General features: G+C 72.4%; 12 protein-coding genes and 1 tRNA gene. 7 read left to right on the forward strand and 6 right to left on the reverse strand.

Annotation, left to right across the window (positions count from 1 at the left end; all coding sequences use genetic code 11):
• Positions 1–6 precede the first annotated feature (6 nt).
• Together ACICHK_RS19810 and ACICHK_RS19815 are read right to left on the reverse strand one after the other, a co-directional pair.
• The gene (locus ACICHK_RS19810) at positions 7–1,260 is read right to left on the reverse strand and encodes an acyl-CoA dehydrogenase family protein (RefSeq protein ID WP_406837953.1); all 1,254 of its coding nucleotides are present in this window, start codon (positions 1,258–1,260) and stop codon (positions 7–9) included.
• A 267-nt stretch (positions 1,261–1,527) separates the two neighbouring features.
• On the reverse strand, positions 1,528–1,686 hold the full coding sequence (locus tag ACICHK_RS19815; protein WP_406837954.1) for a hypothetical protein: 159 nt from the start codon (positions 1,684–1,686) through the stop codon (positions 1,528–1,530).
• Between the two features lie 369 nt (positions 1,687–2,055).
• Between ACICHK_RS19815 and ACICHK_RS19820 the strand changes: the two genes are divergently transcribed.
• Both ACICHK_RS19820 and ACICHK_RS19825 read left to right on the forward strand, forming a co-directional pair.
• Positions 2,056–2,955 carry a bifunctional DNA primase/polymerase gene (locus tag ACICHK_RS19820; protein ID WP_406837955.1) on the forward strand — a complete coding sequence of 300 codons (900 nt, stop codon included), beginning with the start codon at positions 2,056–2,058 and terminating at the stop codon, positions 2,953–2,955.
• A 369-nt stretch (positions 2,956–3,324) separates the two neighbouring features.
• Positions 3,325–4,620: a hypothetical protein gene (locus tag ACICHK_RS19825; RefSeq protein ID WP_406837956.1), complete on the forward strand. Its 1,296-nt coding sequence runs from the start codon at positions 3,325–3,327 to the stop codon at positions 4,618–4,620.
• A 128-nt stretch (positions 4,621–4,748) separates the two neighbouring features.
• Here the strand turns inward: ACICHK_RS19825 and ACICHK_RS19830 are convergent.
• Positions 4,749–4,833, reverse strand: a tRNA-Ser gene (locus tag ACICHK_RS19830).
• A gap of 427 nt (positions 4,834–5,260) precedes the next feature.
• Between ACICHK_RS19830 and ACICHK_RS19835 the strand changes: the two genes are divergently transcribed.
• Positions 5,261–6,157 (forward strand): DUF2637 domain-containing protein, encoded by an 897-nt coding sequence (locus ACICHK_RS19835; RefSeq protein ID WP_406837957.1) that lies wholly within the window; start codon positions 5,261–5,263, stop codon positions 6,155–6,157.
• A gap of 103 nt (positions 6,158–6,260) precedes the next feature.
• On the opposite strand, the gene ACICHK_RS19840 is transcribed toward ACICHK_RS19835, so the two are convergent.
• Positions 6,261–7,739 carry a S1C family serine protease gene (locus ACICHK_RS19840; protein WP_406837958.1) on the reverse strand — a complete coding sequence of 493 codons (1,479 nt, stop codon included), beginning with the start codon at positions 7,737–7,739 and terminating at the stop codon, positions 6,261–6,263.
• A 257-nt stretch (positions 7,740–7,996) separates the two neighbouring features.
• On the opposite strand from ACICHK_RS19840, the gene ACICHK_RS19845 reads away from it, so the two are divergent.
• The 3 genes from ACICHK_RS19845 to ACICHK_RS19855 all read left to right on the forward strand — a co-directional run bounded on the left by ACICHK_RS19845 (position 7,997) and on the right by ACICHK_RS19855 (position 10,699).
• Entirely contained in the window at positions 7,997–8,806 is an 810-nt protein-coding gene (locus ACICHK_RS19845) for a glycerophosphodiester phosphodiesterase (RefSeq protein ID WP_406837959.1), read from the forward strand.
• Positions 8,807–8,932: 126 nt separating this feature from the next.
• Positions 8,933–9,562: an ATP-binding protein gene (locus tag ACICHK_RS19850; protein WP_406837960.1), complete on the forward strand. Its 630-nt coding sequence runs from the start codon at positions 8,933–8,935 to the stop codon at positions 9,560–9,562.
• A gap of 171 nt (positions 9,563–9,733) precedes the next feature.
• A complete protein-coding gene (locus ACICHK_RS19855; protein ID WP_406837961.1) occupies positions 9,734–10,699 on the forward strand; it encodes a DUF5926 family protein in 966 nt (321 codons plus the stop codon).
• Between the two features lie 241 nt (positions 10,700–10,940).
• Here the strand turns inward: ACICHK_RS19855 and ACICHK_RS19860 are convergent, their stop codons facing one another.
• Together ACICHK_RS19860 and ACICHK_RS19865 are read right to left on the reverse strand one after the other, a co-directional pair.
• Positions 10,941–11,453, reverse strand: a complete 513-nt coding sequence (locus tag ACICHK_RS19860) for a hypothetical protein (protein ID WP_406837962.1) — start codon at positions 11,451–11,453, stop codon at positions 10,941–10,943.
• Positions 11,454–11,583: 130 nt separating this feature from the next.
• Positions 11,584–12,249, reverse strand: coding sequence for a bifunctional DNA primase/polymerase (locus tag ACICHK_RS19865; RefSeq protein WP_406837963.1), 666 nt, complete (start codon positions 12,247–12,249; stop codon positions 11,584–11,586).
• 482 nt (positions 12,250–12,731) lie between these two features.
• Between ACICHK_RS19865 and ACICHK_RS19870 the strand changes: the two genes are divergently transcribed.
• Complete coding sequence (locus tag ACICHK_RS19870; protein WP_406841270.1) at positions 12,732–14,231, forward strand: PP2C family protein-serine/threonine phosphatase; 1,500 nt, start codon at positions 12,732–12,734, stop codon at positions 14,229–14,231.
• The last annotated feature ends 7 nt before the right edge of the window (positions 14,232–14,238 follow it).

Genomic DNA, 14,238 nt, shown 5'->3' on the forward strand with positions numbered 1-14,238 from the left:
GCCCGCTCACCGCCGCCCCCTCCTCATGCCGAGCCGCATCGTCGCGACGATCTCCCGCTGCACCTCGCTCACCCCGCCCCCGAACGTGTTGATCTGCGCCGCCCGGTTCATCCGCTCCAGTCCGCCTCCCCCGAACGCGCCCGGCGAGCCGGAGCGGACCAGGGCCTCCGCTCCGACGACGTGCTGGCACATCCGGTACACCGCGACCGCGGACTCGGTCCCCGCGACCTTCACGCCGCTCGCGTCCCCGGGCGCCGGCCCGCCGGATCCCAGGTCCCCCACCAGACGCCAGCTGAGCAGGCGTGACGCCGCCAGCCGGGCGTGCGCCTCGGCGAGCCTGAGACGCACCCACGGTTCGTCGGCCCGGCGCCGCCCGGTCACCGGGTCGGGGGTGCGGGCCGCCTCCAGGGCGGCCGCGTAGAAGTCCTCGGCCTGCATGCCGATCGCGGCCAGGGCCACCCGCTCGTGGTTGAGCTGGCTGGTGACGAGTTCCCAGCCGGCGTTCTCCTCGCCGACCAGGTTCCCGGCCGGAACGCGGATCCCGTCGTAGTAGGTCGCCGTGGTGGTCTGGCCGCCCACCGTCTCGATCGGTGTCCACGAGAAGCCGGGCGCGTCGGTGGGGACGAGCAGGATCGAGATGCCCCGGTGTTTCGGCGCGTCCGGGTCGGTCCGGCAGGCGAGCCAGATCCAGTCGGCGTTCTGGGCGTTGGAGGTGAAGATCTTCTGTCCGTCGATCCGCCAGTGCCCGCCCCCGGTGCCGGTCCCGTCGTCGGTGCCGGTCCCGTCGTCCGCCGCACCGGGACCGGTCCCCGCGCGGGCCGGTCCCGCGGTCCCCCCGGCCTCCCGGACGGCGCGCGTGCGCAGCGAGGCGAGGTCCGTGCCGGCCGCCGGCTCCGAGTACCCGATGGCGAAGACGAGGTCGCCCTTCAGGATGCGCGGCAGGAAGAAGTCCTTCTGCTCCTCGCTGCCGTACTTCATGAGGGTCGGCCCGACGGTGTTCAGCGTGACCATCGAGACGGGCGCACCGGCCCGGTACGCCTCGTCGAAGAAGACGAACTGCTCGTCCGCTCCGCGCCCCTGTCCCCCGTACGCGGCCGGCCAGCCGAGACCGAGCAGACCGTCGGCCCCGATGCGGCGCAGCAGCGCCCGCTGTCCCGCTGGGTCGGTGGCCGGTGGCGGGCCGTCCGGCATCAGGTCCCGGAAGTACGTGCGGAGCTCGGCGCGCAGCCGTTGCTGGCGCTCGGTGGGGGCGAGGTGCACGGCGGCGGCCCTCCCGGACCTCGTACGAACAAGGTTTTCTGACTGTCCGTCAGATACCGTCGCCTGTCAAGGTCGTGGACACCCCGCCCGGACCGCCCCCTCGACGCCGGGCCGGGTACCGCCGCGCCCCTCCCCGCCCCCGCGGACACGTCCGTGCGACGGCGCCGGAGCACCGTCGCACGGACGCCGTGAACCCCCCGGGAGCGCCCACCCGCCCCCACACCCCCCGACCCCCGGCCCCCAAGCCCCTCGGCCCCCGCCTCCGGCTCACCAGGGCCCGACGAAGCCGACGTCGACGTCCCCCCGTCGGACGGCCGCGAACACGGAACCGTCCGGCCGGGCGGCGCTGCCGCGGCCCGGGTCCCCGGAGCCGATCGCCTGCCGCCGAGCGGCGGCGAGGGCGCGGGCGGTACGGATGCTTGCCATGCGAGTTCCTCCAGAACCGGTCGTACGCACCGGCGGTGAGCCGGGCCGTGCGGGAAGTACGGCTTGTTCCGGGGCGGTTGGCCCGCCGCCCCGGACTGTCCACGACGTCGCGGGTCCAGAGTTGCCCACGGCGCCCCGGCGAACCACCCCGGAAGGCGTGAATCCCCCTCAAGCGTGATGACATGTCGATAAACCCCCTCATGACCCGCGAAGCCCCCGCTCAGCCTCCCGCCGGCCACCGGACCCGGGCGCCGCAACGGCCGAAGCGCTCCGGCACCTTTTCGGCCGGTTCCGCGGATCACCCGTCCGGCGCTCCCGCACGCCCGCGGCACCCTTCCTTTTCTCGAACATCCGTACGAGCATGGAGACATGGCCACCATCGACCGGCGGGCCACCACTCTGGCCCTGGCCCATGCCCTGTCCGCGGCCGAGCGCGGACTCGCGGTGATCCCGCTGTCCCGCACGAAGCTCCCGGCCCTGCGCTCCCCCCACCGTGACGACCCCGACCCCCTCCCCTGCCACGGCGAATGCGGCCGCTTCGGGCACGGCGTGTACGACGCCTCGACCGATCCCCGGCGCATCCGCGAACTGTTCGCCGCCGCCCCCTGGGCCACCGGCTACGGCATCGCCTGCGGGCTGCACCCGCACCACCTCATCGGCGTCGACCTCGACACCAAGTCCGGTACGGACTCCTCGGTGGCCCTGCGCGAGCTGGCCCTGCGCCACCTCTTCACGATCCCGGACACGGTCGTCGTCCTGACCCCCAGCGGCGGACGCCACCTGTGGCTGAGCGGACCGCCGGACGTCGTGGTCCCCAACTCCGCGAGCCGGCTCGCCCCCGGCATCGACATCCGCGGCGCGGGCGGCTATCTCGTCGGCCCCGGCTCACGGACCGGACACGGCGTGTACGAGACGGCCCCCGGCACCTCCCGGCTCGCGCCCGCGCCCTGCCCGTCCGAACTCCTGCGCCTGCTCCTGCCCCCGCCCCGCACCCACCACCCCGGCCCCTCCACGGCCGGGCGACAGGGGCAGGGACCGGGACAGGGACAGGGGCAGGGACTGGTCCAGTTCGTCCTCGCCGCCCACGAGGGCCAGCGCAACACCCGCCTCTTCTGGGCCGCCTGCCGCGCCCACGAGAACGGCATCGGCCCCCAGCTGACCGACCGGCTCGTCCAGGCCGCCGTCCGCACGGGCCTGACCGAACGGGAGGCCCGCTCGACGATCGCCTCCGCGGCACGGATGACGGCCCCCGCCGACCGGCGGCACTGAGACGGGCCCGCCCCCCGTGCCGTCGGGCGACGGGCGGCACGGGCGGCGGGCCCGCGGGACGATGCACACGTACGGGGTGCCGACCAGCGAAGTTTCATCACACGTACGGGTGAGCGTCGGGACCCTATGGCCGGGTATGTGCCCACCTGCCCGGAGTCCTGGAAAAGCCCGTCCCGGTGACGCTCCGAGCGGCGAAAACGCCCGGCGGCAAAGGTGTTTCCGGAGGGCGGCGGTGACACGGAACGCGTTTCCGGTCCCCACGAGTCAACGGTGTGTGCGTGTCTACACCGAACCAAACGCCTCGATTGTTCAGAATGTGGCCAACCGCCCCATTTGAAACTTTGAAGTTTCGTTGCCGAGGAGCGTGGCATGCAGGTTCGCAGGTGGCTCCCGGGCCAACCCACCCATATCGGACGGCACGACTGGCCGGACGAGGGCGATGACAGGACACACCTGCGGTTGCGGTCCGGCTCCATTGTGGTACTGGACCGGCAGGCCTGGCGGGTCCTGGAGATCAACGACTACCCGGGCGACTGGTGGCCGGAGGCCTACGAGAAGGCGTGGGGCGAGCACCTGGAGCTGTGGTGGCACGCCAACGAACTGCGGCGGGCCAACGGCCAGGCTGTCAAACCGGCCCCGGAGCGCGCCGAGTTCTACAAGCGCCCGGTGATCCTGGTCCTGCGCAGCGAGAACCTGCCCCGGTCCGCGCCGAAGCACTGGTGCGCTCCCGCCAGCCACGACTGGCAGGTCCTCCCGGAGCACTACGCCGTCTGCCGCGCCTGCGGCGAGCTGCCGCCCTGCCACCACGGGGAGTACCGCTGGGAGAGCGGTCCCCGTCGCCCGGAGCAGAGCGGCGGCATCCCGCTCATGGTGCCGGAGGGCTGCTGCATGGGGTGCGCCGAGCAGATCAAGCCCCGGGGACGGACCGTGCACTTCCCGGGTCCGAACCTCTGGTACCCGGACCTGGGGGAGAACACCGCGGTCTTCCACACCCGTGCCGCCTGCGCCGACCAGGTCGACTGCTACCGCATGCAGTGGCAGGCCCAGTACAGCCCCCGCGCCTCCACGCACTCCGCCACCCTGGCGTTCCCCGGTTTCGAACACCTCATGCTGCCCCGGACGCGTCGTGCGCCGGACCTGCCCCCGCACGTCCAGCAGATCGCCCAGGGACCCTACGCGGCGTCGTCCCCACCCGCTCCGGCGTCCCGTCCGGAAGAGGAGACGCACGCCTTCCCGGTCAGCGGTGCCGGAACCTTCCGTCTCCCGTTCGACAGGTACCGGGGGGAACCGGAGACCGGCGCCGCGCCGGCCGGCCCGCCCGCGCCCGCCGTTCCCGAGCCGACGGGCCCGTCGGCGCCCGCGGCCTCCGGCGCGCCCCCGGCGAACCCGGCCGCGCCGGTCCGGTCCGTCGCGTCGGGGTCCCCCCTCCCGGCCGAGGTTCCCGCGCCCGCCGCCGCCCCGTCCTCCGCTCCCGCTCCCGCTCCCGCTCCCGCCGAGAGTGCCGGAGCGGCTCTGCGGGCGGCGCAGGAACTGGGTCTGTCACTGGCGGAACGCCCGGCCTTCCACAACGCGGAACAGGCGGCCAGGGTGATCGAGGAACTCACCGCCGCGGTCCGGAACATCGCGCTCTGCCTGAACAACCCGGCGACCCGCGAGCACTCCTGACCCGCACCGGTCGCCGGGCCGGACCGGTCGCCGGGCCAGGCAGGCAGGCCGGCCGGAGGACGGAGCCCATACGAATGGGGTGCCCCTCACCGAGGGGCACCCCATTCGTCCTGCGCGTCCATGAACCGCGGTGGGTGTGGGATTTGAACCCACGGTGACTCGCGCCACGACGGTTTTCAAGACCGTTCCCTTAGGCCGCTCGGGCAACCCACCTCGCCCGTCCCACCTGGGACGGAGCGGCTACAGCCTACCGGCCGCGAGCGCCTGGCGGGGGCCGTGGCCCATGAGGGAGCCATCCGTACCGTAATGGTGCGGTACCGGGTGGTTCCGTCCCGCCCGGTCCGCCGAGCACGTGGTCATGGACGCCGACGGCACCCGGCCACCAAGGCGCGGGAAGTCGTCAGACACGGACACGAAAGGCAGCTTTCGCGGACAGTTCCGCCATCTCGCGCTCACTCGATTGCCGCACATCCGGAAGAGGGGGAACAGCGTTAGCCGAACATGGCGAAAGCAAGACCTCTCGCTCCGGCCGTCCCCGAAACGACGGCGGCGGACACGGTCCAGGAGGAAATCGGCCAGCGGTGGAACGGCCGGGGACGCTCCGGCCGCCACGGCGCTCACGTGACCGGGAAGAATTTCCGTGAATGACGACCATGTGAATCTCTCCTTCGCCCGGTACGGACAGAATCCCGGACACCTGGCCGGGACGGAGAGCGGTCCGTACGACGATCCCATGACCACCCTGCACGAACAGGGCTGGGACCCGGTCGAGGAACTCACCTATCTCCTGCAGGACGCCGCGGCGGCGGAGCACGAGGTCACCGTGCCGCAGCCGCGCACCGAGGCGGCCTACGCTCCGCGCGCCGAAGCGGCCTACGCTCCGCGCCCCGAGGCGGCCTACACACCACACGTCGAAGCGGCCTACGCCGACGAGTTCACCGATGACCCGATGGACGATCTGGTCCAGATCACCGCCGAGCTGCCGCCCGTCCGGCGCTCCTCGGCCGGGCACCGCAAGGTACGGGTCCGCAAGCCCCGCAACTGGCTGCAGGCCGTCAGCTTCACGATCGCCGCGATCGCCGCCGCCACCGTGTCGATGGTGAGCGTCTTCAGCGGCATGGTGGCCTACTCGCCCCTGCAGCGCATCGCGTCCAACGCGCAGAGCGGCACGGGGCCTTGGTGGCCCCTTCTGGTCTACGGTCCCTGGACGGTGGCCTCGCTCTCCATCCTGAGGGCCGCCCTGCACCAGCGCCGGGCCGTGCACTCGTGGTACGTCGTCCTGCTGTTCTCCTCCGTCGCCATGATGTTCTGCGTGGCCGACGCCCACCAGACGGTCACCGGCGTGGCCACGGCCGTCGTACCCGCCCTCGCGTCGTTGACCTGCTTCCAGCAGTTGGTCCGTCAGATCACGCTGACCCGGCCGCCCCGCCAGACCGTCTCCCGCCATCGGCAGCGCCCCTGCCCGGCACCGGAACGCGCCGGGAGCAAGGCCGGGGGCGCGAAGGGCCCGTCCGGCGTGAAGAGGGCGCGCGCCTGACCCGTCTTTGGTCACGGGTCCTTCCCGGCCGGGCGCGGCGGGCGCGGAACACGCGGAAGGGGTGTCTCTCGCGAGAGACACCCCTTCCGGCCTGTGCGTGGGGTCAGCTGTCGCCCTCGCGGGAGCCGAGGGTGACGTCGACCGTGTGGGTCTTGCCGTCGCGCGTGTAGGTGAGCTTGACGGTGTCGCCGGGCTTGTGGGTCCAGATCGCGCCGATGAGGGTCGGACCGCTGTCGACCACCATGCCGTCGAGCTTGGTGATGACGTCGCCGGGCTTGAGGCCGGCCTTGGCGGCGGGACCGCCGGGCTCGACCGCCGAGGCGCCGCTCGCGCCCTGCTCGGTGATCTTCGCGCCGCCCGAGTCCTCGTTCAGGGAGACCGAGGCGCCGATCTTCGCGTACACCGGCTTGCCCGTCCGGATCAGCTGCTGGGCCACGTACTTGGCCTGGTTGACCGGGATGGCGAAGCCCAGACCGATGGAACCGGACTGGCCGGAGCCGCCGAGACCGCCGCTGCTCGACGACTGGATCGCCGAGTTGATGCCGATCACCGCGCCCGAGGCGTCGAGCAGGGGCCCGCCGGAGTTGCCCGGGTTGATCGAGGCGTCCGTCTGCAGGGCGCTCATGTACGAGGACTTGCTGTCGGTGCCGCCGTCGCTGGAGGCGACCGGACGGTTCTTCGCGCTGATGATGCCCGTGGTCACCGTGTTGGACAGGCCGAAGGGCGCGCCGATCGCGATGGTGGAGTCACCGACGGCCACCTTGTCGGAGTCGCCGAGGACGAGCGGCTTCAGGTCGGAGGGCGCGTTCTTGAGCTTGATGACCGCGACGTCGTACCCCTGCGCGTGGCCGACCACCTCGGCGTCGTACTTCTTGCCGCTCGGGAAGGTGGCGGTGAGCTTGCCGCCGTCGACCGCGTCCGCCACCACGTGGTTGTTGGTGAGGATGTGGCCCTGCTTGTCGAAGACGAAGCCCGTGCCGGTGCCGCCCTCGCCGTTGGTGCTCTGGGCCTCGATGGTGACGGTGCTCGGCAGCGCGGTGGCGGCCACGTTCGCGACCGTGCCCGAGGCGCGCTTGACCCCGCCGCTGGCGCTCGGGGCGGAGACCGTCGTCGAGTCGGTGGAGCTGTCGTCGTTCTTGGCCAGCGAGTAGCCGATGCCGCCGCCGACACCGCCCGCGACCAGCGCGGCCACCAGCACCGCGGCGACCAGGCCGCCGCGCCCGTTCCTGGGCTTCGGCGCGGGCTGCTGGTAGGAGGAGCCCCAGCCGCCGTGCCCCGGGCCGCCGCCGTCGGCGTACGAAGGGGTGGCGGGCGGCGGGGGCGGCCAGCCCGCCTCGGGCGCGGAGCCCTGCGTCGGCGCCTGTCCGTAGGGGTCGGCGCCCTGTCCGGCTCCGTTCGACGCGTACGCCGGCATGCCCGCGGGCGCCGGGGCGTGCTCCGGTGCGCCGGGCACCGCGGGGATCGGAGCGGTCGGCGCGCCCCCCGCGTGCGAGGCCTGCGCGGAAGCAGCGGGAGTTTCCACCGGCACGGGAGGTGCGGACGGGGCCGGGGGTACTGCGTTGCCCTCGTTCTCGGTGCTCACAGCTCTTCTCCTCGATCCACGGCTGTTGTTCTCGGTCGCACTCGGTCACGCCCACTCACACTTGTCGATGGCCCGGCGCGATGCAGCTGTGCATGTGCTTTTGTACGCCGCCAGCTTTTCCCACGGGGCGTCAGGGCACCATAAGCGGTGGCTGTGGGTCCGAGGTCATCCTTTATAACGGACTTTTATTACTAAAAGGAACGAGATGGGAGATATCTCACCTCACACCTGCGGCGCGACGGTGGCACCATGACGCGGTGACCCTCGCACGACAGCACCCGATCCAGGTCGTCGCCCACCGCGGAGCCTCCGAAGAGGCCCCCGAGCACACGCTGGCCGCGTACAAGAAAGCGATCGAGGACGGTGCGGACGCCCTCGAGTGCGATGTGCGGCTGACCGCCGACGGCCATCTCGTCTGCGTCCACGACCGGCGCGTGAACCGGACGTCCAACGGCCGCGGAGCCGTCTCCGCCCTGGAACTCGCCGAACTCGCCGCGCTGGACTTCGGCTCGTGGAAGAACCGCGACGAGTCGCCCGACTGGGAACACACCCCCGGAAGCCTGGCCGACACCTCCGTCCTCACCCTGGAGAAACTGCTCGAACTCGTCGCCGACGCCGGCCGCCGCGTGGAGCTGGCCGTCGAGACCAAGCACCCGACCCGCTGGGCGGGCCAGGTCGAGGAACGGCTGCTGCATCTGCTGAAGCGTTTCGGCCTGGACGCCCCCGCCTCCGCCGACGAGTCCGCGGTGCGCGTCATGAGCTTCTCGGCGCGCTCGCTGCACCGCGTCCGGGCCGTGTCCCCGACCCTGCCGACGGTCTATCTGCTCCAGTTCGTGTCGCCCCGGCTGCGGGACGGACGACTGCCCGCCGGTGTCCGGATCGCGGGCCCCTCGATGCGGATCGTGCGCAGCAACCCCGGATATATCGAGCGGCTCAAAAGATCCGGGCACCAGGTGCACGTCTGGACCGTGAACGAGCCGGAGGACGTCGATCTCTGCGTCGAGCTGGGCGTCGACGCCATCATCACCAACCGTCCGCGCGCGGTGCTGCGTCAGCTGGGCCGCTGACCCGGCGCCGACCGGAGCCGGCGACCCGCCGGAGAACACCACGATCCCCCCTCCGAAACGGCCGATAACCGGCCTCCGGTCACAGGGAGTGCACCGGCGCGTTCGCTCCGCATTCGATCGTCGTGAGTGCGTCGGCGGACGGCTACCGGCCGGTTTCCGCTCTGGTCCGAAGGGGCATTCACACCGTGGCGTGGGGTGAAGGAGGTTTCGGGGGTGGCGTTGGTGGTGGCACAGGAGGTGCCCACGTCGTCGAGCATGGCCGTACCCCATGGCCCTGCGGGCGTGGGGGAAGCAAGACACCGGATGCGCGATCAACTGCGCTCGGGGGGCGTGGCGGAAACGGTCATCGACGATGCCGTACTGATCCTTTCCGAACTGCTCAGCAACGCGTGCCGACACGGCAGGCCGTTGGGGGACGCCCTCGCGGGCGACGGCGACGTACGCGCGGCCTGGCGTGTCGACCCGGCGGGACGGCTCACGGTCGAGGTGACGGACGGCGGCGGCCCGACCCGCCCCGTGCCCGCCACCCCGTCGGTCACCGCCCGGGGCGGCCGCGGGCTGAACATCATCACGGCGCTGGCCGAGGACTGGGGCGTACGGGACGGGCTGCGCGGCGAGGTCACCGTGTGGGTGGTCGTCCGGGACGACCTGGAAACGGCGCGTCGGCGCGACGATTTCGCTACGCGCGTCGCGTCACCGAGGGTGCCCGGGATCTCCGGTCTGGACTTCGTGGACGCCTTCGACGACCTGGACTGAGCCGGACCGGGGCGCGGGCCGGGGAGCCCGGCCACGCCCCGGCGGGGGGCGCGGGCCGGCCGCCGGACTCCGGGACGACGCGGTGCGTTGTCCACAGGATCCCGTCGCTCTGCGTACGAGCGGCTAGGCTCGCGCCAGTACGAGACGAGCCGTGATCGGGAGACAGCCACGATGGCCAAGAAGCGACCCCAGACGAAGGCCCAGCGGCCGCAGCTCAAGGACGGCGAGATCCCGGTCGTCGGCGCCCGCGAGCCCTGCCCCTGCGGCAGCGGCCGCCGCTACAAGGCCTGCCACGGCCGGGCGGCCGCGCACGCCGCGACCGAGCTGGTGCACCGTCCGTTCGAGGGCCTGCCCGGCGAGGGCGACTGGGTCGCGCTGCGCGAACTGGTGCCCTCCGCGACGGTCGAGCTGAAGCTCAAGGAGAGCCTGCCCGAGGGCGTCCCCTCGGTCACCCTCGCCACGGTCCTGCCGATGGCGTGGCCCGCGCTGCGCCGCGAGGACGGCTCGGTGCTGCTCGGCCTGCAGAACGACACGTCGTCCGGCGACATCAGCCGCGACCTGGCCGACACCCTCCAGCGCGCGCTCGTCGCGCCGCCCGGCACCCCGGTCGAGGGCCGGCGCGCCCCGGTCGACGGTCCCCGGCTCCAGGACCTGCTCGACCCCGAAGGCGCCTTCGAGCCAGTTGTGCACAGCGGCTTCGAGTTCTGGGTCCCGGACGCGGAGAACGCGACGGCCGAGGTGACCGCCTCGCTGGAGCGGGCCAACGCCGCCGCCATCCCGACGGTGAAGCTCTCGGGGGTCGACGCCGCCTACTGGTGCGAGACGCCCGAGAAGAACCACCTGCGCTGGGTCATGCCGTACGCGGAGGAGCAGCTTCTGGACGCTCTGGCGCGGCTGCACGCCGAGGGCCGTTCGAGCCTCGGGGAGGGCACCCGGCTGGTCGGTTCCTTCCGCGCCCACGGGCTCACGGTGCCGGTCTGGGACCTGCCGAGCGGCGTCACGGCGGACGACGTCGAGAAGCCGGCGGCCGAGTTCGCCGAGCGCCTCGCCACCGCTCTGGCCACGGACGCGCCGCTGACGGCGGACGAGCGCCGCGCGCGCGGCGGGCTCACCAACCGCCAGGTGACCCTCAGCTGACCCACAGCCGGCCCACAGGACGGAAAACTGACCGACCGGTCAGCTGGTCGGCACCCATGGAACGGGTGACTCCTGTCACAACTCCCCGTTGTGACAGGTAAATCCGTGTCCGAATAGCCGAGATCGAATTTGCGAACAGCCGATCTCTTGTTACCGTTCGAGTAGCCCGGTTGCTGGTGCATCCCCCGTCGCCAGCAACCGGGTCTTTCCATGTTCGGAATCCCGAACAATATCAATCGTCTTAGCGGCGGCCCGAGTTGCTTCCCGAGCGCAACAGCAGCGGCTCGTCGGAGTCGGCACTCCTCGCGAATTCCGCGACCGCCGAGTACGCCCCCGGATCCCCCGCCGTACGTTCCCCGGGCGTCTCGCACACCCCCGGGTCGTCCTCCGCGTCCACCGCGCAGTTCATCTGCACCGTGCGGCCGCCAGGGCCCATCAGGGTCAGGGCCGAGCTCAGCGCGTCGCCGGTCGCGTTGCGGTAATAGGTGCGCGCCCAGGTCTCCCCGCCCCGCGTCAGGACACAGGTCTGCGCCTCGACGCCGTCGGGCGAGGAGAGCTCGGGACCGCACCGGGCGGTCACGGCGGACCCGGGGCCGGGCCGCGGAGGAGGGTTCCGGGGCCCGGGCGCACGCGGCCGGTCGTCCGGGCGGGCCCTCCCGCGCACGGCCGTGGAACCGTCGTCGGCCACCGGGCCGGCCGAGGACACGGCCAGCGGCAGGGCGAGCACGAACACCACGACCCCCGCCGGCGCCACGAGGCGGACTCTTCGGGGATCCGGCCCGCGGCCCTGTGGCGCCGAGGCCCCGTACCCCCCGGAACGACGCTGCACGGTCGGACGATAACGAGCACGGGCGGGCGCGCGGCCCGCCGCGCGCCAAACGCCCCTACAACTCGGGCGTGCTCACACCCGTACGAGTGAGTGCCTCGACGACGGCGTCCACCACGGCCTCCACGTCGGGCACCCAGGGGGCGGCCGAACCGGGCAGCGGGGCACGCTCCCAGCGGATCTGGCCCTGGCCCGTCCCGGACGGCGGCAGCGCGATGTAGCCGCCGTCGCCGTGGAAGCGCAGGGAACCGGGGACGAAGTCCTTGGCGTAGAGCAGTTCGCCGAGCTGCTCCATGGAGTACGGGGCGACGAGGATCGCCCAGCGGGAGGAGGACGCGACGACCGGGCCGAGGCGCATGCCCGTGCGGTCGAGGGCGTCCAGCGCGCGGGCCGCCGCGAGGGCGGGCAGGCTCACCGCGCACGGGGCACCGCCCCCGGTGGCCAGCACGACGGGGGCCGAGGGCCGGTTGGTCCACCACCAGCGCACCATGCGCTCGTCCGTGGTGGCAGCGAGGAGGCCGGGGTCGAAGGGATGGGCGCCCGGCACCGTGCACTCCGGGTCGGGGCATCCGCAGCGGGCACGCCTCTGCGGGTCTGCCGCCACACCCGGTAGTACGGGCCACCGCCATTCGGTCGCGAAGGTCAGGGCCGCGCTGAGCATCTCAGGCCTCCCGTCGTTCCGCCCGGACAGGAGCCCGCGTCGCCTTCCGAGGATCTCGCGCATGAGCGCTCGTTCCTTTCCGTTGCACGCCTGGCAACACCGAGGATCACATCACACCATGTGTCGATCACTTCACTGTGCGTACCTGCTGGCGCATCACACCCCTGCCGGAGACAAGGGGAACCCCTCTGGGCCGAGCATGTGGCTGTGTCCGCGCCCATACCGCGTATATCCAAAGCATGGGCATGGCGTGGGGTGGCGGCGCCTGGCGTTTTACGTCCCGCGATTTCCTAGCCGCCTCCGCCACGGGAGGATGGGGCACGGTCGTCGGTGGTTAAGACGCCCGGGTCCGTCGCCAGGTTCCGGGCGGATCCCAACCGCCCCTGGCCTTCACCGAGTACGTACCCATCACGACCGCTGTGACGCTCCGTCGAACAAGGCCAGTCGACCTCAATAAGCCGTTGCCCGAGTCAGTTTTAGGCCAATTTTGATTTCCCGCAAGGGTTACCACCGGTCTCATGGACACCAGGAATCCCGGCAGGACAATGCTGGACATCCCCTCACGAGTACGTGTACATGTGGAGACACCGCTAGCGGCGCAGAACGACATGGGGGTTTGCGATGCTATTGAGCAATACGCACCGGTCGGAAAGCCGGTCGTCATGAACGCCCCTCACCTTCCGAAAGTGGCCGGAATCGATTCAACGGTTCCTTCGCCCGCACACACTGTCGCGCCGACGTCCGCGCCCGCGGGCTCCTCACCGGCCGGCCCCGGGGTCGCCCTCCAGGACCGTCTCGCGGGCTGGGTCTCGGACCTCACCACGCTCCACGAACTCACCGAGCGCCTCACCCGCACCGCGACCCTGGACGACGCGCTGCAGGAACTGCTGCGCGCCGGATCCGCCCTCGTGGGCGCCCGGCGCGGTCTGGTCGTCATGGAACCCGGCGACGGCCTCGGCCCCGACACCACGATCGGCCTCGGCCTCGGCCGGGCGGACCTCGGCCACATCGAGACGGTGCCGCGCAGCTCCATGTCGTACGGAAAGATCCTGGACGGACTGCCCGGCGGCGAGGGCGAGATCACCCAGCCCGACCTCCTCTCGGAGGACGGGCTCGACCCGCGCCACCGCGAGGTGGCCGCCCGCCTGGGCTACGCCGCCAGTTACGCGCTGCCGCTGTCGACCGAGGCGGCGGGCCGGCTCGGCGCCGCCGTGTGGCTCTACGACGAGCCCGCCGAGCCGGTGGAACGCCAGCGCCACCTCGTCGGCCTCTACGTCCACCAGGCCACGGAGCACCTGGCACGGCTGGTCGAGCTCGAACGCGCGCGGGCGTGCGTGACGACGATCTCCGAGGAGCTGCTTCCCCCACGGCTGCCCCGGGTCTCCGGCGTCCAGCTCGCCGCCCGGCACCGCACCGGACCGCGCGGCGGCGGCGACTGGTACGACGCACTGCCGCTGCCCGACGCCGCCCTCGGCCTCGCGGTCGGCTCCGTCACCGGGTCGGGACCCAGCGCGGTCGCCGCCATGGGCCGGCTGCGCGCCTCCCTGCGCGCCTACGCCGTCATGGAGGGCGAGGACCCGGTCGCCGTCCTCTCCGACCTCGAACTGCTGCTGCGGCTGACCGAACCCGCGCGCTCCGCCACCGCCCTCTTCGCGTACTGCGAGCCCGCCCTGCGCAAGCTCACGCTCGCCGGTGCCGGCCACAGCCCGCCCCTGGTGGTCGGCCCGCGGCGCACCGAGTTCGTGGAGACCTCCCTGTCCGCGCCCCTGGGCATGCTCGCCTGCTGGGAGGCGCCGAGCGTCGAACTGACCGCCGGCCCCGGCGAGACCGTGCTGCTCTACACCGACGGTCTGCTGCACCGCACCGGCGATCCGATGGACCGCGCCTTCGCCCGGCTGCACGCGGCGGCGGCGAGCGTGCCGAGGGCGCTGCGCGACGACCCGGGCGCGATCGCCGACCACGTGCTGCGCGGTGTGCTGCCGGACGGCCTCGACGAGGCGGACAGCGACGAGGACGTCGTCCTCCTGGCGGCCCGTTTCGAGTGAGAGGGGC

Source organism: Streptomyces sp. AHU1, assembly GCF_045343905.1.
GTDB lineage: Bacteria > Actinomycetota > Actinomycetes > Streptomycetales > Streptomycetaceae > Streptomyces > Streptomyces triticiradicis.

What these genes read in the sequence shown, in the direction of transcription:
- ACICHK_RS19815 (WP_406837954.1), bottom strand. Translation starts at nt 1,686, where the DNA reads ATGGCAAGCATCCGTACCGCCCGCGCCCTCGCCGCCGCTCGGCGGCAG.
- ACICHK_RS19820 (WP_406837955.1), top strand. Translation starts at nt 2,056, where the DNA reads ATGGCCACCATCGACCGGCGGGCCACCACTCTGGCCCTGGCCCATGCC.
- ACICHK_RS19825 (WP_406837956.1), top strand. Translation starts at nt 3,325, where the DNA reads ATGCAGGTTCGCAGGTGGCTCCCGGGCCAACCCACCCATATCGGACGG.
- ACICHK_RS19855 (WP_406837961.1), top strand. Translation starts at nt 9,734, where the DNA reads ATGGCCAAGAAGCGACCCCAGACGAAGGCCCAGCGGCCGCAGCTCAAG.
- ACICHK_RS19865 (WP_406837963.1), bottom strand. Translation starts at nt 12,249, where the DNA reads ATGCGCGAGATCCTCGGAAGGCGACGCGGGCTCCTGTCCGGGCGGAAC.
- ACICHK_RS19870 (WP_406841270.1), top strand. Translation starts at nt 12,732, where the DNA reads ATGCTGGACATCCCCTCACGAGTACGTGTACATGTGGAGACACCGCTA.